The 22,775-nt window shown below is 68.8% G+C and carries 22 protein-coding genes; 13 read left to right on the top strand and 9 right to left on the bottom strand.

Translation table 11 applies throughout. From position 1 onward, the window contains the following. Positions 1 to 35: 35 nt before the first annotated feature. Positions 36 to 206, bottom strand: coding sequence for a zinc finger domain-containing protein (locus ACSBP4_RS15885; protein WP_006180859.1), 171 nt, complete (start codon positions 204 to 206; stop codon positions 36 to 38). Positions 207 to 395: 189 nt separating this feature from the next. On the opposite strand from ACSBP4_RS15885, the gene ACSBP4_RS15880 reads away from it, so the two are divergent. Both ACSBP4_RS15880 and ACSBP4_RS15875 read left to right on the top strand, forming a co-directional pair. Continuing rightward, complete coding sequence (locus tag ACSBP4_RS15880) at positions 396 to 788, top strand: hypothetical protein (protein WP_435552796.1); 393 nt, start codon at positions 396 to 398, stop codon at positions 786 to 788. After that, positions 789 to 1,445, top strand: coding sequence for an METTL5 family protein (locus ACSBP4_RS15875; RefSeq protein WP_435552795.1), 657 nt, complete (start codon positions 789 to 791; stop codon positions 1,443 to 1,445). Between the two features lie 236 nt (positions 1,446 to 1,681). Here ACSBP4_RS15875 and ACSBP4_RS15870 read toward each other — a convergent pair whose 3' ends face one another. After that, a complete protein-coding gene (locus ACSBP4_RS15870; RefSeq protein ID WP_435552794.1) occupies positions 1,682 to 3,535 on the bottom strand; it encodes a rhomboid family intramembrane serine protease in 1,854 nt (617 codons plus the stop codon). A gap of 161 nt (positions 3,536 to 3,696) precedes the next feature. Here ACSBP4_RS15870 and ACSBP4_RS15865 point away from each other — a divergent pair, with 161 nt between their 5' ends. Then, positions 3,697 to 3,981, top strand: a complete 285-nt coding sequence (locus tag ACSBP4_RS15865; RefSeq protein WP_006648728.1) for a DNA-directed RNA polymerase subunit L — start codon at positions 3,697 to 3,699, stop codon at positions 3,979 to 3,981. A gap of 81 nt (positions 3,982 to 4,062) precedes the next feature. On the opposite strand, the gene ACSBP4_RS15860 is transcribed toward ACSBP4_RS15865, so the two are convergent. The 3 genes from ACSBP4_RS15860 to hisF form a co-directional block, all read right to left on the bottom strand. Further along, entirely contained in the window at positions 4,063 to 4,935 is an 873-nt protein-coding gene (locus tag ACSBP4_RS15860; protein ID WP_435552793.1) for a hypothetical protein, read from the bottom strand. A gap of 156 nt (positions 4,936 to 5,091) precedes the next feature. Further along, positions 5,092 to 5,916 carry a hypothetical protein gene (locus ACSBP4_RS15855; RefSeq protein WP_435552792.1) on the bottom strand — a complete coding sequence of 275 codons (825 nt, stop codon included), beginning with the start codon at positions 5,914 to 5,916 and terminating at the stop codon, positions 5,092 to 5,094. An 84-nt stretch (positions 5,917 to 6,000) separates the two neighbouring features. Beyond that, on the bottom strand, positions 6,001 to 6,816 hold the full coding sequence (gene hisF / locus ACSBP4_RS15850; RefSeq protein ID WP_049964257.1) for an imidazole glycerol phosphate synthase subunit HisF: 816 nt from the start codon (positions 6,814 to 6,816) through the stop codon (positions 6,001 to 6,003). A gap of 143 nt (positions 6,817 to 6,959) precedes the next feature. Here hisF and ACSBP4_RS15845 point away from each other — a divergent pair, with 143 nt between their 5' ends. Next, positions 6,960 to 7,148, top strand: coding sequence for a DUF7550 family protein (locus ACSBP4_RS15845; RefSeq protein ID WP_006648732.1), 189 nt, complete (start codon positions 6,960 to 6,962; stop codon positions 7,146 to 7,148). 1 nt (position 7,149) lies between these two features. Here ACSBP4_RS15845 and ACSBP4_RS15840 read toward each other — a convergent pair whose 3' ends face one another. Together ACSBP4_RS15840 and ACSBP4_RS15835 are read right to left on the bottom strand one after the other, a co-directional pair. Continuing rightward, a complete protein-coding gene (locus ACSBP4_RS15840; protein ID WP_006180851.1) occupies positions 7,150 to 7,380 on the bottom strand; it encodes a ribbon-helix-helix domain-containing protein in 231 nt (76 codons plus the stop codon). 263 nt (positions 7,381 to 7,643) lie between these two features. Further along, entirely contained in the window at positions 7,644 to 7,943 is a 300-nt protein-coding gene (locus ACSBP4_RS15835) for a hypothetical protein (protein WP_049905537.1), read from the bottom strand. Positions 7,944 to 8,230: 287 nt separating this feature from the next. Here ACSBP4_RS15835 and ACSBP4_RS15830 point away from each other — a divergent pair, with 287 nt between their 5' ends. The 3 genes from ACSBP4_RS15830 to menD are packed head-to-tail and all read left to right on the top strand — an operon-like array spanning position 8,231 to position 12,044. Beyond that, complete coding sequence (locus tag ACSBP4_RS15830; RefSeq protein ID WP_049964555.1) at positions 8,231 to 8,827, top strand: sulfite oxidase-like oxidoreductase; 597 nt, start codon at positions 8,231 to 8,233, stop codon at positions 8,825 to 8,827. Positions 8,828 to 8,878: 51 nt separating this feature from the next. Beyond that, on the top strand, positions 8,879 to 10,222 hold the full coding sequence (locus tag ACSBP4_RS15825; protein ID WP_435552791.1) for an isochorismate synthase: 1,344 nt from the start codon (positions 8,879 to 8,881) through the stop codon (positions 10,220 to 10,222). A gap of 4 nt (positions 10,223 to 10,226) precedes the next feature. Next, positions 10,227 to 12,044: a 2-succinyl-5-enolpyruvyl-6-hydroxy-3-cyclohexene-1-carboxylic-acid synthase gene (menD, locus tag ACSBP4_RS15820; protein WP_435552790.1), complete on the top strand. Its 1,818-nt coding sequence runs from the start codon at positions 10,227 to 10,229 to the stop codon at positions 12,042 to 12,044. A 27-nt stretch (positions 12,045 to 12,071) separates the two neighbouring features. On the opposite strand, the gene ACSBP4_RS15815 is transcribed toward menD, so the two are convergent. Together ACSBP4_RS15815 and ACSBP4_RS15810 are read right to left on the bottom strand one after the other, a co-directional pair. Then, positions 12,072 to 13,049 (bottom strand): DnaJ domain-containing protein, encoded by a 978-nt coding sequence (locus ACSBP4_RS15815; protein ID WP_435552789.1) that lies wholly within the window; start codon positions 13,047 to 13,049, stop codon positions 12,072 to 12,074. 275 nt (positions 13,050 to 13,324) lie between these two features. Continuing rightward, on the bottom strand, positions 13,325 to 14,083 hold the full coding sequence (locus tag ACSBP4_RS15810; protein WP_049964261.1) for a TrmB family transcriptional regulator: 759 nt from the start codon (positions 14,081 to 14,083) through the stop codon (positions 13,325 to 13,327). A gap of 125 nt (positions 14,084 to 14,208) precedes the next feature. Here ACSBP4_RS15810 and ACSBP4_RS15805 point away from each other — a divergent pair, with 125 nt between their 5' ends. The 6 genes from ACSBP4_RS15805 (at position 14,209) to menE (ending at position 22,769) form a co-directional block, all read left to right on the top strand. Further along, positions 14,209 to 16,803, top strand: coding sequence for an efflux RND transporter permease subunit (locus tag ACSBP4_RS15805; protein WP_435552788.1), 2,595 nt, complete (start codon positions 14,209 to 14,211; stop codon positions 16,801 to 16,803). A gap of 91 nt (positions 16,804 to 16,894) precedes the next feature. Then, a complete protein-coding gene (locus ACSBP4_RS15800; RefSeq protein WP_435552787.1) occupies positions 16,895 to 17,836 on the top strand; it encodes a 1,4-dihydroxy-2-naphthoyl-CoA synthase in 942 nt (313 codons plus the stop codon). Positions 17,837 to 17,859: 23 nt separating this feature from the next. Next, complete coding sequence (locus ACSBP4_RS15795) at positions 17,860 to 19,107, top strand: DUF7350 domain-containing protein (protein ID WP_435552786.1); 1,248 nt, start codon at positions 17,860 to 17,862, stop codon at positions 19,105 to 19,107. Positions 19,108 to 19,207: 100 nt separating this feature from the next. Continuing rightward, positions 19,208 to 20,152: a 1,4-dihydroxy-2-naphthoate polyprenyltransferase gene (locus ACSBP4_RS15790; protein ID WP_373633673.1), complete on the top strand. Its 945-nt coding sequence runs from the start codon at positions 19,208 to 19,210 to the stop codon at positions 20,150 to 20,152. Next, entirely contained in the window at positions 20,149 to 21,246 is a 1,098-nt protein-coding gene (locus ACSBP4_RS15785; protein WP_049964266.1) for a mandelate racemase/muconate lactonizing enzyme family protein, read from the top strand. Before ACSBP4_RS15790 ends, ACSBP4_RS15785 begins: the two co-directional genes overlap by 4 nt. Continuing rightward, on the top strand, positions 21,243 to 22,769 hold the full coding sequence (menE, locus tag ACSBP4_RS15780) for an o-succinylbenzoate--CoA ligase (protein WP_435552785.1): 1,527 nt from the start codon (positions 21,243 to 21,245) through the stop codon (positions 22,767 to 22,769). Before ACSBP4_RS15785 ends, menE begins: the two co-directional genes overlap by 4 nt. Positions 22,770 to 22,775 lie beyond the last annotated feature (6 nt).

The raw sequence follows: 22,775 nt of genomic DNA, 5'->3' as shown, positions 1-22,775 counted from the left end.
TCGGCGACGCGGTCGAGCAGTCCCGACTCGAGTCGCTACTCCTCGTAGAAGCGGTTGAACGCGTCCCGCCAGGATTCGGGGTCCTCGCCGACCGGTTGGTGTTCGACGGGAACGTCGGCGAACCCACAGTGGGGACACGTGACCGTAGACGCGTCGCCGAGTGAGAGTTCCTCGATCGCTCCCCCACACCGTGGACAGTCGTCCATACCTGATACTTTCACGGGCCTGTCTTAACTCTATTCGAACCTCTCGCGAAACGGAGACGTCGAGGTGCCCGCTGGACAAAGCGGCCGCGGCCGCCGTCACACTGTGACGATACCGGGCCAGTCTGCGACCGTGTATTACCACCACGCATCCAGAAAGCTTTTTGTATGCAGTCTATGTATTAGTGTGTAATGAGTACGACGTCCCCCAACCCCGCAGTCGAACGCTGTCAACCCGCCGATGCGACTCCCGTCTCCCTCGAGGCCGCGACCCTCGAGTCGACCGCCCCCGAGTACCTCCGCGATCTCAAGGCCACCCTGACTGCCGAGGGGATGGTGCCGGCCGAACTGATCGTCGAGGCGTGTTTCGACGCGGACTGCTCGCTGGCGACCCAGGAGGAGGTGGATCGGATCCGGGGCTACGTCCGGGCCGGGTCCTTCCTCGGCGTCGGCACGGTGACCGTCAGCGTCGGCGACGTCGCCGACCCCGAGAAGGTCCGGCCCGCGCTCGCGGCCTGTGCCGAACGCGCCGATCGGGAGGGGCTCGCGTTCGAACTCGAGGGCCCGCTCTCGCTCGCGGAATAAATGGCCGGCCCGTCACGGCGGACCCTCGCCCGTCGGCTCGAGTCGCTCGCGGACTTCGCCGACCCTTCGCCCGCCCTCGAGCAGTATCTCACCCCGGCGGAGTTGGCCGCCCACCTCTGCCATCTCGCCGGGCTCCAGAACGACCTCGAGCGGCCGGTGATCGATCTGGGGACCGGCACCGGAATGCTCGCGATCGCGGCGTCGCTGGCCGGTGCCGACCGGGTCGCGGGGATCGACGTCGATCCGGACGCGCTCGCGCTGGCCCGGGAGAACGAACGGACCGCGCTCGAGGGCGAGGGAGCCGCCGACGGCAGCGATCGAGCCATCGAGTGGCTCCGGGGGGACGTGAGCCGGCATCCGTTCGCGACGACCGGGGAGACCGTCCTCTCGAATCCGCCCTTCGGTGCCCAGCGGGGGAACCGTCACGCGGACCGGGACTTCCTCGAGACGGCCAGCGAGATCGCCGCAGTCTCGTATACGATCCACAACGAGGGGAGTCAGGAGTTCGTCGAGTCCTACGCCGCCGACGCCGGCGGCGAGGTGACCCACGCGTTCCGGGCCGAGTTTCCGATCCCCAACCGGTTCGAATTCCACACCGACGCCGAGGCGACGCTCGAGGCCGAGGTCTTCCGGATCGAGTGGTCGTCTCGAGCGTAATCGGTCGCCGTGGCTGCAGTCATCGCTGCCGCGAACGGGAAACGAACTGTCGTTTGGTCGTCGGATACCGACCCCGGAACGGGCACCGCTCTCATACTGGCAACACGGAATTTCCACGCCCTCCCCAGCCGATTCACTCGCTCCGTTCGTCGCTCGTTCATCCCTCGCGCAGTGTCGACCCGCGGTTCACCGGTGGTTCACTGCGGGACAGCGCGCGCCACCGCGCGGTGGACCGGTCAATAGCCGTTGTACGTCTCCTCGCTGGCGATGGCGACCCGCGTTCCGTCGGCGGCCGCGTAGATCGTCTCGTTCTCGCGTTCGAACGTCAGCCCGCCCGCCGTCGCCGTTTCGTTCGCGGCCGGAATCGCCGTCGTGGCGGGCTCCGTTCCGTCCGCGGTCACTGAGAGGACGAACTCGCCGCCGTCCGAGCCGACGGTCACGTTTCGGCCGGCGATCCGGGCCTCGGTCCGCGACTCGTTGGATTCGTGGGCGAGTCGCCGCTCCTCGCCGTCCGGCCGAAGCCAGACCTGATAGACGGTGTCGTTACCGACCGGTTCCCAGCCGGCCCGCTCGACGTGGACGGCTTCCCGCCAGCCGGCCCCGCCGACGTAGACGGTCTCCTCGCCGGTAGCCGAGAGCCGCTGGGCGCTGACCGCCTCGAGCCACACCTGACGGCGCTCGCTGGCGACGATCACCCCGCTCGACTCGAGGCCCTCGTCGCTCTCGATGGCCTCGATACCGACCCCCGAGACGAGCCCGTTGGGAACGCCCTCGACGTACTCGACCGTGTAGTCCTCGATCCGAACGGCCGTGTCGGTGGTCGCGCTCGCGTCCTCGACGACGAGGAAGTTGGCGGGGACGGCGACGCCGGCCAACAGCGCGAGGACGCCGATCACCGCGAGGACGGCGACCCCCTTTCGAGACAGCGCCGCCAGCGACCCCCCGTCAGCCGCCCGGTCCCGGGTACCGCCGGCGAGGTCGCGAACCCGCTCGAGGCGGTCGTTACCGGGCCGGTCGTCGCCGTCGTCGGCGCGGGCCAACTCGAGGGGCCGGTCGATCGCACGGTCGCCGTCCGTCTCGAAAGCGCCCGGCGCTGATCCGGGGACCGCCTTCGCGAGCCGTCGCGGGACCGCCGGCCGCTCGGAGGCAGTGACCGCGAGGGTGACGACCAGTGCGAGGACGGCCACGACGACCACGCCCGGCCCCTGATAGAGGAGATACGTGTTCTCACCCCCGAACCAGTAGATCGCCCACAGCCCCTTCGCGAAGCCGAACAGGAGGACGGCCAGCCAGAGCCGCAGCGGGTCCGGGCGTCGTCCCCGTCGCTCGAGCAGAACGATCCCGAGGACGAACCCGATGAAAAGCCCCAGTGCGTGGCCCTGAATCGCGATGCCGGCCCACGACGGTGCCGACGGCGGACTGGGTTGTGCGGTGTAGACGTAGATCGGGTTCTGCAGCGCGGAGTAGAGGCGCAACACGGCACCCTGAACGCCCAGAGTGGCGACGATCGTCACGATCGGGTAGTGAACGATAGCGAAGCCGGCGAAGGCAAAGACCACGCCCGAGAAGCCGATCACGGGGCCGAGCGCGAACAGGCTCGTTGCCAATCCGACCGCGATGACGGCTAGGGGAAAGCAGACGAAGGCCCGGACTCGCGGGTTCCGGTACAGCGAGCCGGCCCGTCCCGCGGCGGCATCGGCCGCCGCGTTGCCGTCGGTCGGATAGTGACCCCAGGCGTACTCGGCGAGCGGTGCGACGACGATCGTCCCGGCCAGATTGCCGAGCAGGTGACTCGGCCCCGCGTGGGAGAACGACGCCGTTGCCATCCCGAGCGGGTAGAAATACGACCACGTCCGGAAGGGGATCGTCACCGGGTCGTCGAAGTCCGTGATCCCGCCCTGAACGAACAGATAGACCGCGAGAACGACGGCGATCACGAGCAGCGAGCCCCACGGCACGCCGAGGACGAACCGCGACCGGAGGCGGTCGCGCCAGCGTCGCGCCGGCCGGTGGAGTCGCCTGACGACCGCGACCGACCCGAGCAGCGTCGCGGCGACGAGGACCGTCAACAGGGCCGCAACCGAAACCATATCGCGTGGTTCGAACGGGGGCGTATAGTGATTTGCCTTCGGCGAACCGCCGGCGTTGCGTCGGCCGAACCCGACCGCGAGGCGGCGGTGGGACGGCCGCGGCCGACCGTACAACGGCCGCTTCGAAAGGTACAAGCGGCCGACGGTCGGACCCATACAGCATGGAACTGCGGGTCACCGAGAGTACCGACGACGAACTCTCGATCGAGATCGCCGGCGAGGATCACACCTTCATGAACGTACTCAAGGGCGCCTTGCTCGAACACGACGACGTGAGCGCGGCGACCTACGACGTCAACCCCGAACAGTCGGGCGGCCAGACCGAGCCGATTCTGACGATCAAGACCGAGGGCGGGGCCGACCCCCTCGAGTGCCTCGAGGAGGCGGCGGTCACCGTCCGCGAGAAGTCGACGGCGTTTCGCGACGCGTTCGAAGCGGCGGCCTGAAGCGGGTCGAGGACTCGATCGAACAGTCGTCACGGCTGCGTTTTCGTATCGTTTGCGACGGACCGAGAGCCGAGTCCGAACTCAACACGCCACGTAGAAGACGTACACGTCGTCGTTTGGTGCGACGTGGATGTCCATTCCTTCGGCGTCGTACCCGGTACGGACGTTGTCGCCGAACTGCGAGGTGAGCAGTCCGTCGGCGATGTCGGCGGCCAGGGCCGACTCGTTTCCGTACTCCGCGAGCGAGAGGTCCGACACGACAAGCGGTGCGCCGACGACCCGAGCGTTGCCACAGTCGTGCCCGAACTCGTCGGGATCTGCCGCGCCGGGCTCTCTGTCTCCGAACTCGGCGGCGACGAGTATGCGGTTCCGGTGTTCCGCGAAGGCCGCCAGCCCGTCGTCGTATCGCCGCCCGTCCGAGCCGCCGCGCTCGTCCTCGAGTCGGTCGTGAATCTCGGTCTCGGTCGTCTCGAAATCCAGCCCAGCCGCTTGGTCGGCCTGGCCCGGCGCGTCGGGCGGTGAGGGCGGGCCGATCCCGGGGAGGATCGACGGCGAGACGATTCCCGTCGCAAACAGCGCGACGACGACGCCGATGACGACGAAGATCGGCAGATAGGGCGTGGCGACCTCGAGCCAGCTCGGCGTCTCGAGGTCCCGCTCGACGTCCGCGTAGGTCTGCTCGACCCGCTCGAGGTCGGGGTTGCCACAGCGCGAACACGGCGGGGTGTTCCGGACGTGTTCCCGACCGCAGTTCGTGCAGGCCCAGACGTAGTCCGGGCCGGTCTCGACGGTCCCCGACGGGATCGGCTCGCTGCCGCCGCGGTTGCCGCCGCTGTGGTCGTCGGTGTCGTCGACCTGGACGATCGCCTTCTCGAAGGCGTTGTGGCCACAGTTGTCACAGGGCGGGTCGTTTTCCGCGTGCGGTTTGCCACACCGCGTACACCGCCATTTCACTGTTCGAACGGCAGGACTGCGAAGGCATAAGCGTACTGGGGAGTCGAGCGAGCGACTGCTGATCCCCGTTCGAGTTCGCCGATTCGACCCTCACCCGACGCACCGATACCGGATCCGTTGACATTCTCCGGTCGGAATCGGCGAGCGAACCGGACGTTAGCACGCCGCGTAGAAGACGTAGATCGATCCGTCGACGACGTGGATGTCGAGCCCCTCGCCGTCGTATCCGGAGCCGGTAACCTGATCGCTCGGGGCCATAACCACCGCGAGGTCCGCCGCGAGCGATTCCGCGTCGTCGTACTCGGTCACCGAGAAGCGGACCGGTACCCTGCCGGCGGTCGGTTCGCCGCGGCAGTCGACATCGAAGTCACTCGAGTCGACCGGGTCCACTTTCCTGCCCTCGTACTCGTGGGCCACGAACGCTCGGTTGTGGTACTCCGCGTACGCCGCGAGGCCGTCGTCGTACGCCCGCGCGTATTCTCGGTCCGCCTCGAGGCGTTCGTGGACCAGTTCTTCGGTCGCTTCGAGGTCGATACCGGCCGCTTCGCCGCCGCTTCCAGGGGCATCGGGTGGCGACGGCTGACCGATTCCGGGAAGCATCGATGGCGAGACGATTCCCGTCGCAAACAGCGCCGCGATCAGGACGACGACGGCGACCACGGGTAGGTACGGTTTCGCGACTCCCAGCCAGCCCGGGACATCGAGATCGCTTTCCACGGCATCGTACGTCTGCTCGGTCTTCTCGAGGGTCGGATTGCCACAGCGCGAGCAGGGCGGATTGTGTTTGACGTGTTCACGACCGCAGTCCGTACAGGTCCAGACGTATGTCGGCCCCGTGTCGATCCCCTCGGTCGGCGACTCCCTCGCCTCGTCGCTCCCCTCTCGGACGACCGCCTTCTCGAAGGCGTTGTGACCGCACTCGTCACAGGGCGGATCGTTTTCCGCGTGCGGTTTGCCACACCACGCACACCGCCATTTCATCAACCCTATATGTATAATAAAATAATATAAATATGCCGATAGGGGACGGAGCGGACAGATCGAACGGGAGTCGCTCGGTCCCGATCAGCGCCGGACGGGAACGCCGCGCTCATCGAGATAGGCCTTCGTCTCCTCGATGGAGTACTCGTCGAAGTGGAAGATCGACGCCGCGAGCCCGGCGTCGGCACCGGCCTCGGTGAAGACGTCGTACATGTCCTCGGGGCCGCCACAGCCCGAGGACGCGATCACGGGCGTATCGACGGCGTCACAGACCGCCTCCGTTAGCGGGAGGTCGTAGCCGTCCTTGGTGCCGTCCTTGTCGATGGAGTTGACGAAGAGTTCGCCCGCACCGCGGGATTCGGCTTCGGCGGCCCACTCGAGGACGTCGATTCCGGTCCCCTCGCGGCCGCCCTTCTTGGTACACTCGAACCAGCAGGACTCGCCGTCGACCTCGACGTAGTGTTCCCCCTGCTCGTCGAAGCGCCGTCTGGCGTCGACGCTGATGACGATACACTGGCTGCCGAAGGCGCGTGCCCCCTCGTTGATCAGTTCGGGGCGCTCGAGCGCGCCAGTGGTGATCGAGACCTTGTCCGCGCCGGCCCGCAGGGTCTCCTTGATGTCGTCGGTCGTTCGGATCCCCCCGCCGACGGTGAGCGGGATAAAGACCTCGTCGGCGACGCGTTCGACGACGTTCAGCATCGTCTCCCGGCCGTCCGCGGAGGCGGTGATGTCGAGGAAGACGAACTCGTCTGCCCCCGCCCGGTTGTAGGCGCGGGCCATCTCGACCGGGTCGCCGGTGTATTGCAGGTCCTCGAAGTTGACGCCGGTGTAGACCGCCGGGTTCCCGTCCTCGTCGAGATCCACGTCGATACACGGGATGACGCGTTTTGTCAGTACCATGTGGTCGTTACCCGACCGTTCGCGCCCGGGATAGTAAAGGGGTCTGGATCGGGCGAATTCCACTCGATGGGTCGCCATCGGCAGCGCGGCCGCTCGAGACCCGTGTCGGTGATCTTAAGCGGTCGAGCCGAGAACACGCGAGTATGACGGACGACAGCGACACCGCAACGGAGGACGACACGGGAGCCGACGTCGGCCACGACCCCGCGGCCGACCGGACGACCGCACCGATGAGCGACTTCTCGGCGGGGGAAGCGCTGACCGGTGCGCTCGTCGCACTGGTCGGCATTGCGATCGCGTTCGGAATCCCGCTCCTTACGGTCGGCGTCTAGGTTAGAAGACGTACTCGTCGTCGTGGCCCATCATCCCGTCGTCTTCGAAGCCGGTACCGCCGGTTCCAGCCCCCTCCTCTTCGTCCGATGGGCCGCTGGTCTTGTACGCCTTGATGCCCGTCGATAGGAGGTCCTCGATCGCCTCCTCGCGGTTGACGAACTCGCCGCGCTCGACCATCTGGGCGATCTGCATCTCGAGGTGTTCCGGTATGGTGATCTCTACTTTCGGCATCTGATTCGGCTTTCGGCGAGGGGGTATTTAGGTTTGACGGGGACTCTACACCAGTCGAAACCGATCGGTCAGGCAGCCGAAACGAGACCGCGTTTCAGTCCCACAAAACCGAGGACGCGTGTGGGATCGGTAAGCGACGGCAGTCGGATGGCACTGTCTCGTACGGTTTGCTGTACCGAGTTCCCGGTGGGACCGGGCGGTCGCGGCCCCTCCGGCAATGGCGGACAGTAGACCGTCTCAGTTCGGGGATCGAGACGACCGACTCAGCGGTTGCCCATCATCGAGTCGAACGCGTTCTTCAGGGTCGTACCGGGTTGGGTCAGCGTCTCCAACTGTTGGCGCATCTTGCGCTGGTTGAAGTAACTCGCGAACGCGAGGATCGTCGGGGGCCAGAGGCCGACGAACGTCCCGAGGTCGCGCTCGCCGCGGATGAAGAAGTAATACAGCGAGAGTCCGACCGAGGCGGCTGACGCGACGAACGCCGGCCCCATCGCCTGCTCGCCCATCTCTTCCGGTTCTGTGTCTGTCATTTCTCGTTCCGTTAACTGTTGTCTACTCGCCATGCGATCGTACCCTCGGCGAGACCGTACTAAGGGATGGCGAGGGTTTCGACGGAAACTATCGAGTTGCAGTCACGCCGCGACCGTTTCGATCAGTTTCGACCCCGCTCCAGTCTCGGGAATATTGCCTTTTTCGAGCGACAGCCTGTCGGGACCGACCCGCTCTCGAGTCACCGGTCGACGACGGATCGGTGACCGGCCGTCGCTGTCCGGCCGCAGCCGCGACGGCCATCCACGGGGACGGCGATCGATGGCGTCACATCTACGTCCGTTCGACCGTACGGACGGATATGGACGCGACCGACGTCACGGATCTCTATCAGGAATTCGGCGACGAACGGCTGCCGCCGGGACAGCGCGAAACGACCGCCTTCCCGGTCCTCTCGAAGAGCGGGACGCCCGACTGGGACCCGGAGACCTGGGAGTTCACCGTCACCGGCGCAGTCGAGGAGGAACTGACCTTCTCGTGGGAGGAGTTTCGCGAACTGCCGTCGGTCACACAGCGTCAGGACTTCCACTGCGTGACCGGCTGGAGCAAGTTCGACTGTTCGTTCACCGGCGTTTCCTTCCCCGAACTCGCCGAGCGGGCCGGCGTCGACCCGGAAGCCGTCCACGTGATGTTCTCCGGGCTGGACGGCTACACTACGGATCTGCCCCTCGAGGACTGTCTGCGCGAGGAGGTCCTGTTCGCGTGGGCGTTCGACGGCGAGCCCCTGCCCGATGACCACGGCGGTCCACTCCGGGTTGTCACGCCCCATAAGTACGCCTACAAGGGTGCCAAGTGGGTCGATGGCGTCGAGTTCCTCACCGAGCCCCAGCGGGGTTACTGGGAGCGGCGTGGCTACTCCCAGACTGCGAACCCGTGGGAGGAGCAGCGATACAGCTGATCGATTCGCCAATAGTCAGGCTGAAGTCCGGCCGGTCCTGACGTGCGATCGATGGATCGATCGTCGGGCGACAGTCGACTGGCGGGCGGGACGAACGGGGCCGACGGCGCTGCCGATCTCGTCAGTCGGAGTCGCGAACTCGAGGGGGTCGCTGCGGACGCGATCCTCGACGGCAGCGCCGCCGCCCGCGTCCAGTGGGCCACGCCCGACGGGCTGGAACTGGTCGGGCGAGGGATCGCAGTCGAGTTCACCGCCGGCGGAACCGGTCGCTTCGACCGACTCCGCGACCGGGCGAACCGGGTGTTTTCCGGGCTCGTTCACGACGGACCGGAACCGGCCCGTCCGCGGGCCGTCGGCGGTGTCGCCTTCCATGACGGCCACGAGCCGACGCCGCCCTGGACCGGGTTCCCGGCAGCGTCGTTTATCGTGCCGCGAGTGCAGGTCGTGCGGACCGACGACGGCACCTGGCTCACGGCCGTCGGCGATCGGGCCGGCGAGGCCGACGACCGACTCGAGCGCTGGCACGACCGCCTGACGGTCTCGCCGGGGTCGGGGCCGAGCGGCTCGACGCCCGGCGTCGCCGCGACCCGGCGGACGACCTCGCCAGCCGAGTGGACGACGCAGGTCGACACCGCCCTCGAGCGGATCGCTGACGGCAGGCTGCGGAAGGTCGTTCTCGCACAGGCGCTGTCGGTTGAACTCGAGGGGCCGATCGACGTCGCGGCGACCCTCGAGCAGTTGGGCCGACAGTACCCGAACTGCTATCGCTTTTCGATCGGTCACGGCACCGGCGGTACCTTCTTTGGCGCACCGCCGGAGCGGCTGGTCTCGAAACGCGGCCAGCGCGTCGAGACCGAGGCGCTCGCCGGCTCGGTACCCCGCGGCGAGACGCCGGCCGAGGACGAGGATCACGTCGAGCGCATGCGCGGTGACGAGAAGTTCCAGCACGAACACGGGCTCGTCGTCGACGCGATCCGCGAACAGCTCGCGCCGTTTGCCCGCGACCTGACGGTCAGCGAGCAGACGATCCGCCGGCTGGCGACGATTCAGCACCTACAAACGCCGATCGAGGCGACGCTCTCGGGCGATCGACACGTCCTCGAAATCGTCGAGGCGCTCCATCCGACCCCCGCGGTCGGCGGCGTCCCGCCGGACGCGGCCTGGGAGACGATCCGCGAGACGGAGTCGTTCGACCGGGGCTGGTACGCTGCCCCGGTGGGCTGGTTCGACGCCGACGGCGACGGCGAGTTCGCGGTCGGACTCCGCTCGGGCGTCGCGACCGACGAGCAGGTCACCCTCTTTGCGGGCAGCGGCATCGTCGCCGACAGCGATCCCGACGAGGAGTGGGACGAGGTACAGTTGAAGTTCCGACCGGTCCTCGACGAACTCAGATAGACCGATGACGGCACCGAACCGCGCGACCCTGTGGGGCCGCGTGCTGGCCGACGAACTCGCCAAAAGCGGCCTCGAGGCCGTCTGTCTCGCGCCCGGGAGCCGCTCGACGCCGCTGACGGTTGCCTTCGCGGAACACGACGGGATCGACGTCTACTCGCATCTCGACGAACGCTCGGCGGCGTTTTTCGCGCTCGGACGTGCGCGACGCACCGGCGAGCCGACGGCACTGGTCTGTACCTCGGGCACGGCCGCGGCGAACTTCCACCCCGCCGTCATGGAGGCCGATCGGGCCCGCGTTCCGCTGCTCGTGCTGACGGCCGACCGGCCCCCGGAACTGCGCGACAGCGGCGCGAACCAGACCGTCGATCAGGTCAAACTCTACGGCGACGCGGTCCGATGGTATACCGAACTCCCCGAACCGGAGGCCGACGAGCGGAAAGTGAGAAGTCTACGGACCACTGCGGCCCGTGCGATCGCCGAGACCGACGGCGTTCCGCCCGGACCAGTCCACGTCAACTGTCCGTTCCGCAAGCCCCTCGAGCCGATCGAGGTACCCGGCGACGTACCGGACGACTTCGCCGGGACGACGGCCGGCCGGGGGCGTGACGGGCCGTTCGTAGAAACCGCGAGCGGCCGGCAGCTCCCGGACGACGCGGACCGCGACCGGCTGGCTGCGGCACTTGCAGACGCTGACCGCCCGCTGCTCGTGGCGGGGCCGGCCGATCCGACGACGCTTCCCGTCCTCGAGCCCGCTGCCGTCACGCGACTCGCGGAGCGGCTGGGCGCGCCGATCCTGGCGGACCCCCTCTCGGGGCTGCGCTTTGGCCCGCACGTCGACCGTGAAAACGCGAACTCGCTACCGCGAACGATCTACGGCGGCTACGACACCTACGTCGGACAACTGCCGCCGCCGGACGTCGTCCTTCGGTTCGGTGCCTCCCCCACCTCGAAGCCGCTCCGTCACTGGCTGCGCGACGCCGACGCCAGCCAGTTCCTCGTCGATCCCCCCGGAAAGTGGCGCGAGGCCACCTTTACCGCGACCGATCTGCTAGCGGCCGATCCCACGGCCGTCGTCGACGGACTGCTCGAGGCGCTCCCCGACCGGGACGGCCGTTCCGAGATCGACCGCGACTGGCGCAAGCGCCTCGCGGCGGCGGAACGTCGCCACTGGGCGATCCGCGACGAGGCGCTTGCCCCGGACGCACTCGAGACCGACCCCTTCGAGGGGGCGATCCTCGCCGACGTGTTCGCGGCCGCGCCGGATCCGGCGACGGTGTTCGTCTCGAACAGCATGCCGATCCGGGACGCCGACCGGTTCGCCCGGCCGCGGGCGGCCGAGCTGACGGTACTGGCCAACCGCGGGGCGAGTGGAATCGACGGGATCACCAGCACGGCACTCGGCGCCGGCAGCACGGCCGACGAGCCGCTGGTGCTGGTCACCGGCGATCTGGCGTTCTATCACGATTCGAACGGCCTGCTCGCGCTCGAGCGCTGCGGCGTCGACGCCACGATCGTCCTGCTGGACAACGACGGCGGCGGCATCTTTCACGAACTGCCGATCGAGGAGTTCGAGCCGCCGTTCACGGACCAGTTCAAGACGCCCCACGGCCTCGACTTTTCGGCGCTCGAGGACCTATACGACCTCGTGTTCGAACGCGTCGCGCCGGCGGACTTTGCGGCCGCCTATCGCCGCTCGCTCGAGGCGCCGGGCACGCAGGTCCTCTCGGTCGCGTTCGACTCCGAGGCGAGTCACCGGCGGCGTGATGACCTGGCAGACCGCGTTACCGACGCGGTCGCGACCGACCTCGAGCACGACGTGTAACTCCCGCTTTCCGCCCGATTCCGTTCGCTACGGTTGCAGGACCCACCACAACACGACGGCGTAGCCCAGCGGAATCCAGACGAACCCGAGCGCGAACAGGCCGAACAGCGATCCGAGCCCGACCGGCGACAGCACCGCGATCCCGAGCGGGAACAGGATGCTCCACCCGCCGAAGACGCCGATCGCCAGCCGCGGCATCGTCAACAGATACCCCACCAGCGCGAGCGTACAGCCGGCGAGGACGACGTTGACGGGCAGCGAAAAGAACGGGGTGAGACTCGCCCAGACGAGCAGCGGGTACAACACGGCGACGGCCCCGACCGACGTCGCCGTCGACCGATCGATCCGCCGGCCTTCCCACTCGAGGTCGATCTCGTCGTCCCAGCCGTGGACGGAGTAACTGAAGCCGTCATCCGCCGTCGCGTCGTCGCTCTCGGTCGAACCTGCCGACTCGTTCGACTCCGCTTCATCGTCCTCGCCGAAGGGCCAATCGCCGGTCGCCTGCCGCGTGGCCCGTTGCTGGCGGCGTCGCGACCGCTGGCGGGCGTGGTGGCTCGAGGTTCGACCCGTCGTTCCGTCCGTGGCCGTCGTGTTAGCGGCCCCTCGAGCGCGGCCGGTCCGGCGGCCCGTTCGCCGTCCGGTCGTCGCGCCGCCGGTTTCCGTTCCCGCCGTCGCGTTCGTGCGGCCGCCCGTCGGGTGCGAGCCGGTTCGCTCGGTGGTCCGGTTCGAACCGTCGTCGGCAGCCTCGCCGGTCGCGTCGTCGCGTGCGGTGCCGTCGGCGAGTCCGACGTAGGCCTCGTGACCGAGTCGGTCGTAGCGGGCCCGTTCGTCCCCGTCGGTCAATACCGATCTGGCAGTCTGGACCCGCTGGAACCGCTCGGTCGCGTCGGGGGCGTCGGAGTGGTCCGGGTGAGTCTCGAGGACGCGATCGCGGTAGGCCGACTCGATCTCGTCGGGAGTGGCGTCCGGGTCGACCCCAAGGACCTCGTAGTAGGTCTCCCCCATCGGGTAGCCGATCGGTCGGCCGGCTGAAAAATAAATCGGCCCGAACGGCTCCGTGCCGGGTCGTCGGATTCGAGCAGAACGCCGCGTCTCGAACAAATGAATCGTATACCGATATACGAAATACACCGTCGATATCGGATCGGCGAGGGCGATTTCGAGTCACCGCGAACCGATCGGTCGAAGCGGCCCGTCGGCTCCTCGCGTACTGTTCGGCGCGGAGACGACGCACCCGTCTCGCGGTCTCGAGATGTAACCGGCCGACCGCCCCGCTCGAGTCAGGCGTTGCGGTCCGTTCCGGACTCGATGCCGGACTGCATGAACTGTGCCAGAATGCGACCGATGCTGCTGCCGGCCGTCCACATCGCCTCCTCGTCGACGGCCTCGTCGTCGGTCGCGACCGACAGCAACACCGTTCCCTCATCGATCATCAGGGCCCGGCCGGCGAAGTCGGCGGGGTTGTCCTCGCCCATCACGATCACCCGGATCGGACTCGCCGCGAAGCGTTCGCGGATCGCCTCCTCGGCCGTGACGACGGTGACGTCGGTCCCCTGCGTCGCCCGCTCGCGCAGTGCCGTTTCGATCGCCTCGGTCAACGACCGGCTCGAGGGCGCAGTGAAGACGACGGCTGCCGCCGCCTCGCCGATCAACTCGGCGATCCGATCGTCGATCGGTTGGCGGCCCCGGAGGGTCGATACCGAGCCGTCGTCCGGGCGGTCCGGCGTCGCGGTCCGGAGTTCCGCGAGGTTTGCGAACGCCCGCTCGCGCTCGCGCTCGAGCCGGTTCGTCAACTGCTCGCGGGCGGCGGCGAGACTCACCGGCCGGTACCGTTTCGGTGACGACTCGGTCAGTTCGACGAGTCCGCGCTCGAGGAGATCGTCGGCCGCGCCGTAGACCTGCGACCGGGGGACCTCCGAGATTTCGCTGATCTCCTGTGCGGTCCCCGTCCCCAGTTCCTGGAGGGCGACGAAGACGCGGGCCTGATAGTTCGGCAGGCCGAGCCGTTTCAGCGCCGCGACTGCATCTCGTGTACTCATGAATACCTGCGGGTCGGTCGCTCGAGGGTTCGCGCGTCGGGCCTATCAGTAGCGGGGTTCCCCGATTGGATATATTTTGTAGTATCCTACAATACTTATGTCCCCGGGTGGGGAAACGGCTGGTAATGGATCCGGCCGATCGGTACGCGGCGTTCGTGACCGCACACAGCAAGGCGATCATCGCGGTCGTGCTGATAGCGACGTTGCTCGTCGCCAGCGGGGCGGGTAGCGTCGACTCGGAGCTGACGATCGCGAACTTCGAGAGCGACTTGACGGAGGCCGCGAAGTACGACCAACTCCGGTCCGACTTCGCGACCGAAGGGGAGAACACGACCGTCGTCCAGGTCGTCGTCCGCGACGAGAACGCCCTGTCGAAAGCGTCGCTGCTCGAGGGGCTGACCCTCCAACGGGCCATCGCCGACGACGGCAACGTGAACGCGACGTTGCGGAATCGGCAGCCGATGGTCGGGCTCTCGAACGTCGTCGCGACCGCGGCGATTCGGGAGGCCGAGGCCGGCAACGGGACTCCCAACGGGTCCGACGGCGGGGTCAACGGTTCGGCACCGCCGTCGCTCGAGGCCCAGATCGCGCAACTGGAGTCGATGTCGGAAAGCGAGGTCGAAGCGACCGTCGAACGGGTGCTGGCCCCGGAGTCGGCGGCCGCGGGCACAGTCGATCCCTACTCGCTGTTGCCGACCGACTACGAGCCGGGCGCGACGACGACCGACGGGCGCGTCCTCTACGTCTTTCAGGACACGAGCGGCGCGACCGGTGACGATCTCCCCGCGGACGTGGCCGACGCCCAGCTCGAGATCCGGGAGCTGTCCGCGGCGACGTTGACGTCCGGGGAGAGCTTCGTCTTCGGGAGCGCCGTCGTCGACGCCGAGAGTACGCAGGCGACCGGCGAGAGCTTCGCGATCATCTCGCCGATCGCGTTGCTGATCATCGTCCTCGCGCTGGGGATCGCCTACCGCGACGTCTTCGACATCGGGCTCGGGCTCGCCGGGATCGCGCTCGTCCTCGCGTGGATGGCCGGCTTCATGGGGTGGGCCGGGATCGGCGTGACGCAGATCCTGATCGCCGTTCCGTTCCTGCTGATCGGGCTCTCGATCGACTACGCGTTACACGTCGTGATGCGCTACCGGGAGGCCAGCGACGACGATCCCGACGCGACGCCCCGGACGGCGATGCGTCGGGGGTTGGCCGGCGTCGTCGTCGCCATCGGTGCCGCCACGTTCACGACCGCCGTTGGGTTCCTCTCGAACGTCGTCAGCCCGCTGGCCTCGATCAGGGAGTTCGGCATCGTCAGCGCCGTCGGCATCGTGTCGGCGTTTCTCGTCTTCGGCTTGCTCTTGCCCGCGCTGAAACTCGAGCTCGATGGGGGGCTCGAGCGACTCGGCCTGTCGCGGCGCCGGCCGGCGTTCGGTCGCGGCGGCGTCGCCAGCCGGGTCCTCAGCGTCGGTGCCGAGATCGCCGACCGGGGGCCGGCCGTCGTCATCGCTATCGCGCTCGTCCTGAGCGCGGCCGGGGGCGCGGCCGCGACGGACATCGACACGTCGATCGAGCAGACGGACTTCCTGCCCCGGGACTCGCCGGCCTGGATGGACTCGCTGCCCGGTTCGTTGCAGCCCAGCGACTACCAACTGCGCGAGCAGGCGCTGTATCTGAACGACCGGTTCGCCCAGTCGCGCGATCAGTCGAGGGCGGAGGTACTGATTGAGGGGCCAGTCACCGACCCCGACACGCTCGAGCGGGTCGCGGCCGGCAGGGATCGGGCGGCGAACGCCTCGTCCGCACAGACGTTGGCGAACGGCCGCCTGCAAGCGACCGGACCGCTCGAGACCATCGAGTCGGTCGCCGCGGACAACGAGACGGTCGCCGCCGTGGTCGACGACGCCGACACCGACGGCGACGGCGTGCCGGAGGAAAACCTCACCGCGGTCTACGACGCGGTCTACGCCGCCGATCCGTCGGCGGCCGCGGCAACGATCCATCGCACGGACGGCGAGTACCGGTCCCTCCGGCTCTCCGTGGGCCTCTCCGGCGGGGCAAACACGGCGACGATCACCGAGGAGATGCGAGCGGTAGCGACGACCATCGAGGGCGAGTCCGGGCTGACGGTGACGGCGACCGGCCAGCCGATCGTCGAGGAACTCGTCCAGCAGGGGCTGCTCGAGACGCTCGTGCAGGGCTTCGCGATCACGTTCGCCGTCATCCTCGCGTTCCTGACGGCGACGTTCTGGCTCCGCTACCGGACGCTCTCGCTCGGTGCGGTCGTCATCGCGCCGGTCCTGTTCGCGCAGGCGTGGCTGTTCGGGACGATGTACCTCGCGGGGATCCCCTTCACCTCCGAGACGGCCATCATCGCGGCGATCGGCATCGGGATCGGCGTCGACTACGCGATCCACGTCGGCGAGCGGTTCCTCGAGGAGGAGCGAGCGCGGGGTGACCCCATCGCGTCGCTCCGGCGGACGGTCCAGGGGACTGGCGGCGCGTTGCTCGCCAGCGCCGTCACGACCGCCGCGGGCTTTGGCGTCCTCGTCTTCGCGCTCGTGCCGTCGCTGCGGCGCTTTGGCTTCGTCACGAGCGTCGCGATCGCGTACGCGTTCCTCGCCAGTATCGTCGTCCTGCCGAGCCTGCTTGCGGTCTGGGCACGGTACACCGACTACGACGGGACCGACGACGACGCCACTGACGACCTCGCTGACACGACCGGCTGACCCCGGCCGGCAGTCGACCTCGCGCGGGGAGTCGACGACGACCCGGCCGAGACGCGAATCTATTTCAGCCGTCGCCCGCCACACTCGAGCAATGGTTTCGGAACTCTTCGATCCCGAGCAGTGGGAGCCTGCGGCACTGAACGACGAGTTCAGGGACATCACCTACCACCGCGCGGTCGACGCCGGGACGGTCCGGATCGCGTTCGACCGGCCCGACGTCCGCAACGCCTTCCGGCCGGGGACCGTCGACGAACTCTACGACGCCCTCGACCACGCCAAGCGCCAGACCGACGTCGGCTGTATTCTGCTGACCGGGAACGGGCCGTCCTCGAAGGACGGCGGCTGGGCGTTCTGTTCCGGCGGCGATCAGACGGTTCGCGGCGAGGACGGGTATCAGTACGAAGGGGACGAGGAGAGCGAGGCGCAACGCGCCTCGGAAGACGCGAGCGGACAGAGTCCGCGAGCGCAAGCGTCGGAGCAGGGACGGCTCCACATCCTCGAGGTCCAGCGCCTCATTCGGCACATCCCGAAGGTGGTCGTCGCGGTGGTGCCGGGCTGGGCCGTCGGCGGGGGCCACTCGCTGCACGTCGTCTGTGACCTGACCCTCGCGAGCGAGGAGCACGCGAAGTTCCTCCAGACCGACCCGGACGTGGCCAGCTACGACGCCGGCTTCGGCTCCGCGTACTTGGCCAAACAGATCGGCCAGAAGAAAGCCCGCGAGGTCTTCTTCCTCGGGAAGACCTACGACGCCGAGGAGGCCGCCGACATGGGCATGGTCAACGAGGCAGTCCCCCACGAGGAACTCGAGGAGACCGCCCTCGAGTGGGGCGACCGCATCAACGCGAAGAGCCCGACGGCGATGCGGATGCTCAAGTACGCCTTCAACATGACCGACGACGGGATGGTCGGCCAGCAGGTCTTCGCCGGCGAGGCGACGCGGCTGGGCTACATGACCGACGAAGCGAAGGAGGGTCGGGACGCGTTCGTCGAGGGTCGCGATCCGGACTTCGACGATTTCCCGTGGCACTACTAACCGAAGGCCCGTATATCGAACCGATGCACCGACGAACGCTCCTCCGGCGGACGACGCTGCCGGCCGCGCTCGCGCTCGCGGGCTGTACCGCGCCCAGCGGCGAGCCCGACGGAGAGGCCGACGCCGGGGGCGGAAGCGACGGCTCCGAGGGCGTCTCGGGAACCCCGCCGATCCCGATGCTCGAGAACCCGCCGGAGGCGGTCTATCTACCCGGCCACCGGAAGTCGATGCGCGTTCTCGAGCCGGTCGATGCTGGCGAGTACGCGCTGACCCCGATGCTGTCGTACCCCCATCCGTTCTGGATCGTCACGGCGAACTATCGCGAGTTCGTCGAACCCGCGGCCGGCCGCGGGGTCCATCTGATGGTCGTCGTCTGGGACCGGGAGACGGGACGGGTCTTGCCCGGTGCCGAGCCGAGGGTGACGGTCTCCCGCGACGGGCGCGAGATCGATTCGCGGGCGCTGTGGCCGATGCTCTCCCAGGAGATGGGACTCCACGTCGGCGACAACGTCGACCTCCCGGCGGACGGGACCTACACCGTCGACGTCGAGCTCCCGCCGCTCTCGATCCGTCGGACCGGCTCGCTGGCGGGCCGATTCACCGACGGGGCGACCACGACCTTCGAGTTCACGTACGATCAGGCCTTCCGCGAGGCCGTCGTCGAGGGGATCGAACTGCTGGACCGGGACCGGTGGGGCCAGCGGGGTGCGCTCGAGCCGATGGTGGACCGCGCCGGAACCGACGACGACGGACGCGATGCCGACGACGGCCGTGACGCGGCCGGCGACGAGGACGGCGGAACGGAGCCAACGATCCCCTACTCGAGGGTGCCGCCGGCGGACGCCTATCCGGGAACGCGGCTGGTCGAGTCTGTCGGCGGCGAGACGGACGACACGGCCGGCGACGGCCTCCCCACGAGCGGCGACGCGGCGGTCGTCGTCGCGTTGCTCGAGCCCGAATCGCGACTCGCCGACGGCGACGACCCCTATCTGCTCGTCTCGCCGCGGACGCCGTACAACCGGGTGCCGCTCCCGAACGCGTCGCTGCGGGTCGTCCTCGAGCGCGACGCCCGGCAGGTCCTCGACGAGCGCCTCGAGCCGGTGATCGACGGTGAGTACGGGCACCACTACGGGCGGTCCGTCTCGGACGTTCGGGAGAGTGACACGGTCCGGATCGCGGTCGAGTCGCCCCCGCAAACGGCCCGCCATCAGGGCTACGAAACGGCGTTTTTCGGGATGGAGCCGGTCGAACTCGTGGTCCCGTCGGCGTAGCTGGTTCCTCCGGTCGCTTCCCCGCTCGCCCGCGGCCGCGACCGCGGGCGGTCACTCGCAATGCCAACGTTGACACTCTCTCGAGTGGGACACTCGAACCATGAGTTCGGCCGAGGTCGAGACATCACGGACGAAGGCGTGGCTGATGGCGGCCCGCCCGCAGACCTTGCCCGCGGCCGCGGCCCCGGTGATCGTCGGGTCGGGGCTGGCGGCCGTCGAGGGCGTGTTCGCGCCGCTGCCGGCGATCGTGGCCTTCGTCGGTGCGGCGCTGATCCAGATCGGGACGAACTTCGCGAACGACTACTACGACGCCGTCAAGGGGGCCGACACCGAGGACCGGGAGGGCTTTACCCGGGTCACCCAGTCGGGGCTCATCTCGCCCGCACAGGTCAAGCTCGCGACGATCGTCACCTTCGGACTGGCGATCTGCTCGGGGACCTATCTCGTCTACGTAGGGGGCGTTCCGATCCTCGTCGTGGGGCTCGTCAGCGTCTTCTGCGGGTGGGCCTACACCGGCGGCCCCTATCCGCTGGGCTATCACGGATTGGGTGATCTCTTCGTCTTCGTCTTCTTCGGCCTCGTCGCCGTGACCGGGACCTACTACGTACAGGCCGCGGCCGTCCTCGCGGAGCCGCTCGCGACGACGATCCCCGACGGCACCGTCCCGCTCGAGGCCGTGATCGCGAGCCTGCCGATCGCCGGGCTCTCGACGGCGATTCTCGTCGTGAACAACGTCCGGGACAAGGAGACCGACACCGAGGCGGGTAAACGGACCCTCGCGGTCCGGCTGGGCTACCGCTGGAGTCGCGTGGAGTACGTGGCCATGCTCGCGATCGCCTACGTCGTTCCGGGCTGGTTCTGGCTCGCGACCGACGTCGGACCCGGTGTGTTGCTCCCGCTGGTGACGCTGCCCTACGCCGCGACGATCGCGCGAACCGTCCTGACCCGAACCGATGGCGAGGCGCTCAACCCCGCGCTCGAGGCGACCGGCAAGCTGCTCGCGATCTATGCCGTCTGTTTCGCCGGGGGGCTGGTGCTGCTATGAGCGCCGCCGAGGACCTCTCGCTTGCGTATCGTCCCTTCTCGCTCGACCTCGTTGAGCCGCTCGAGACGGCCGACGGGACGATCGCGTCCCGGGACGGCTTTCTCGTCCGACTGGTCGACGAGGCCGACGACGGCAGCGACGGAGCCGGCGACGAGCCGGCCGTCGGCTACGGAGAAGCGACGCCGCTGCCGGGCTGGACCGAGTCCCGGGAGGACTGTGAGCGCGCCCTCGAGCGCGCACAGGAGGCGCTTCGAACCGACGGCCCGAGCGAGGCCCTCGAGGCCGTCGACCGGCAGGTCGCGGCCCGTCACGCCCTCTCGCTGGCACTGGCCGATCTGCAGGCGACCCGCGAGTCGACGCCGCTGTATCGCTACCTCGGACAGGGGCCGATGGTCGGGCGGGTGCCGGTCAACGCGACGATCGGCGACGGCTCACCGGACGAGACGGTCGCCGCGGCCCGCGCGGCCGTAGATCGGGGCTTTACCACCTGCAAGCTGAAGGTCGGCCTCCGGAGCGTCGAGGACGACATCGAACGCGTCCGCCGAGTCCGCGAGGCCGTCGGCGACCGGATCGAACTGCGGGCCGACGCCAACGAGGCCTGGACCTTCGAGGAGGCCCAGTCGGCGCTCGAGGGCTTTGCCGACTGCGGCGTCTCGATCCTCGAGCAGCCCCTCCCGGCGGGCGCGCTCGAGGGTCACGCCGACCTCCGCGAGGAGAGCCCGGGCGTCTCGATCGCGCTCGACGAGGGGCTGTTGGAACACGGCGTCGACGCGATCTGTGACGCCGGGGCGGCCGACGTCGTCGTCCTGAAGCCGATGGCGCTGGGCGGGATCGACGTCGCTCGACAGGTCGCCGCGTGGCTGTCCGAACTCGAGGTCGCGCCGCTGGTGACGACCACCATCGACGGGGTCGTCGCGCGCACCGGCGCGGTACATCTGGCGGCCGCGATCCCCGACGTGCCGGCCTGCGGACTGGCAACCGGCGATCTGCTCGCGACGGATCTGGGCCGGGATCCCGTCCTGATCGAGAAGGGGTCGGCCGTCGTCCCGCAGGCGAAGGGACTGGGCGTCTCGGACGTCTGGGGTGACCGATGACCGGCGGCCTCGAGTGGCCGACGCGGGACCTGCTCGCCGGTCGTGCCTCGACGACGCCGGACGCGACGGCACTCGTCGACGCCGACGGTGACCGATCGTGGACGTACAGGGCGTTCGACCGGCGGGTCGACGCCGTCGCGGCGCGACTCGAGAGCCTCGTCTCCGGCCCCGACGATCGCCTCGGTATCCTCATGGACACCCGCGTCGCGTTCGCCGAGGTCTACTTCGCCGCGATGCGACTCGGCGTCACGGTCGTCCCGCTGAACGTCCGGGAAACGGCAGCGGAACTCGCCTCGAAGGTCCGACGAACCGCCGTCGACGCGGTCGTCTGCGAGGCGGCGACCGAAGAACTCGCCCTCGAGGTCACGGACGCCCCGATCCGCTCGGTCGACGCCCCCGATCGCGACGGCGTCGACCCGCTCGAGCCGATCGACGGGGCGTCCGTGACGCCGGTCGCGCTCGAGCGCGACGACACGCATCTGCTCATGTTCACGTCGGGCACGTCGGGCGAGCCGAAGGCCGTCCGACTGACGGTCGGCAACCTCGTCGCCAGCGCGACCGCCTCGGCGTTCCGGCTCGGCGTCCTGCCGGCCGACCGGTGGCTCTGCTGCCTGCCGATGTATCACATGGGCGGGCTGGCACCGATCGTCCGGTCGACGCTGTACGGAACGACCGCCGTGATCCAGCGCGAGTTCGACCCCCGCGACACCGCCCGCGTCGTCGACGAGTACGATATCACGGGCGTCTCGCTCGTGCCGACGATGTGCAAGCGCCTGCTCGAGGCCGGCTGGGAACCGCCGGAATCGCTGCGGTTCGTTCTGCTGGGCGGTGCCCCGGCCTCGCGGGAACTGCTCGAGCGCTGTCGGGAGCGGGGCGTGCCGGCCCACCCGACCTACGGCATGACCGAGACCGCCTCCCAGATCGCGACGGCGACACCGGCCGAGACCGCAGCCCACGAGGGGACGGTCGGCAAGCCGCTTTCCGGAACCGACGTGACTGTTGTCGACGAGGACGGCACGGTTCTCGGACCGGGCGAACAGGGCGAACTCGTCGTCTCGGGGCCGACGGTGACGCCGGGCTATCTCGACGCCGCCGAGACCGCGGCGGCGTTCGACGACCACGGCCTCCACACCGGCGACGTCGGCTACCGCGATGCAGACGGCCGGCTGTGGGTCCTCAATCGCCGCAGCGACCGCATCGTCACCGGCGGCGAGAACGTCGACCCCGGCGAGGTCGTCGCGGCGCTGCGGTCCCACCCAGCTGTCGCGGACGCCGCGGTCGTGGGTCTCTCCGATCCGGAGTGGGGCGAACGGGTCGCGGCGCTCGTCGCCCCCGAAGCGGGGGCAGCCGCATCGCTCGAGCCGGCGTCCCTGCTCGCTCACTGCGACGAGCGCCTCGCGGGGTTCAAGCGGCCGAAGACGGTCGGCGTCGCCGACTCGCTTCCCCGGACGGCATCGGGGACCGTCGACCGCGAGGCGGTCCGCGAGCGTCTACTTACGGACGGGACCGACCTGAGCGGGTAGTCTCCC

Origin of the sequence: Natrinema sp. CGMCC1.2065 (assembly GCF_051225675.1) — an archaeon.
Classification (GTDB): domain Archaea; phylum Halobacteriota; class Halobacteria; order Halobacteriales; family Natrialbaceae; genus Natrinema; species Natrinema thermotolerans.
This window is presented reverse-complemented; position numbering and strand designations above follow the sequence as displayed.

Coding starts and splice junctions, on each gene's coding strand:
- ACSBP4_RS15830 (WP_049964555.1), top strand. CDS start 8,231: ATGGACGCGACCGACGTCACGGATCTCTATCAGGAATTCGGCGACGAA.
- hisF (WP_049964257.1), bottom strand. CDS start 6,816: ATGGTACTGACAAAACGCGTCATCCCGTGTATCGACGTGGATCTCGAC.
- ACSBP4_RS15800 (WP_435552787.1), top strand. CDS start 16,895: ATGGTTTCGGAACTCTTCGATCCCGAGCAGTGGGAGCCTGCGGCACTG.
- ACSBP4_RS15785 (WP_049964266.1), top strand. CDS start 20,149: ATGAGCGCCGCCGAGGACCTCTCGCTTGCGTATCGTCCCTTCTCGCTC.
- ACSBP4_RS15790 (WP_373633673.1), top strand. CDS start 19,208: ATGAGTTCGGCCGAGGTCGAGACATCACGGACGAAGGCGTGGCTGATG.
- ACSBP4_RS15795 (WP_435552786.1), top strand. CDS start 17,860: ATGCACCGACGAACGCTCCTCCGGCGGACGACGCTGCCGGCCGCGCTC.
- ACSBP4_RS15805 (WP_435552788.1), top strand. CDS start 14,209: ATGGATCCGGCCGATCGGTACGCGGCGTTCGTGACCGCACACAGCAAG.
- ACSBP4_RS15875 (WP_435552795.1), top strand. CDS start 789: ATGGCCGGCCCGTCACGGCGGACCCTCGCCCGTCGGCTCGAGTCGCTC.
- menE (WP_435552785.1), top strand. CDS start 21,243: ATGACCGGCGGCCTCGAGTGGCCGACGCGGGACCTGCTCGCCGGTCGT.
- ACSBP4_RS15855 (WP_435552792.1), bottom strand. CDS start 5,916: ATGAAATGGCGGTGTGCGTGGTGTGGCAAACCGCACGCGGAAAACGAT.
- ACSBP4_RS15865 (WP_006648728.1), top strand. CDS start 3,697: ATGGAACTGCGGGTCACCGAGAGTACCGACGACGAACTCTCGATCGAG.
- ACSBP4_RS15810 (WP_049964261.1), bottom strand. CDS start 14,083: ATGAGTACACGAGATGCAGTCGCGGCGCTGAAACGGCTCGGCCTGCCG.
- ACSBP4_RS15880 (WP_435552796.1), top strand. CDS start 396: ATGAGTACGACGTCCCCCAACCCCGCAGTCGAACGCTGTCAACCCGCC.
- ACSBP4_RS15840 (WP_006180851.1), bottom strand. CDS start 7,380: ATGCCGAAAGTAGAGATCACCATACCGGAACACCTCGAGATGCAGATC.
- ACSBP4_RS15870 (WP_435552794.1), bottom strand. CDS start 3,535: ATGGTTTCGGTTGCGGCCCTGTTGACGGTCCTCGTCGCCGCGACGCTG.
- ACSBP4_RS15885 (WP_006180859.1), bottom strand. CDS start 206: ATGGACGACTGTCCACGGTGTGGGGGAGCGATCGAGGAACTCTCACTC.
- ACSBP4_RS15815 (WP_435552789.1), bottom strand. CDS start 13,049: ATGGGGGAGACCTACTACGAGGTCCTTGGGGTCGACCCGGACGCCACT.
- ACSBP4_RS15825 (WP_435552791.1), top strand. CDS start 8,879: ATGGATCGATCGTCGGGCGACAGTCGACTGGCGGGCGGGACGAACGGG.
- ACSBP4_RS15835 (WP_049905537.1), bottom strand. CDS start 7,943: ATGGCGAGTAGACAACAGTTAACGGAACGAGAAATGACAGACACAGAA.
- ACSBP4_RS15845 (WP_006648732.1), top strand. CDS start 6,960: ATGACGGACGACAGCGACACCGCAACGGAGGACGACACGGGAGCCGAC.
- menD (WP_435552790.1), top strand. CDS start 10,227: ATGACGGCACCGAACCGCGCGACCCTGTGGGGCCGCGTGCTGGCCGAC.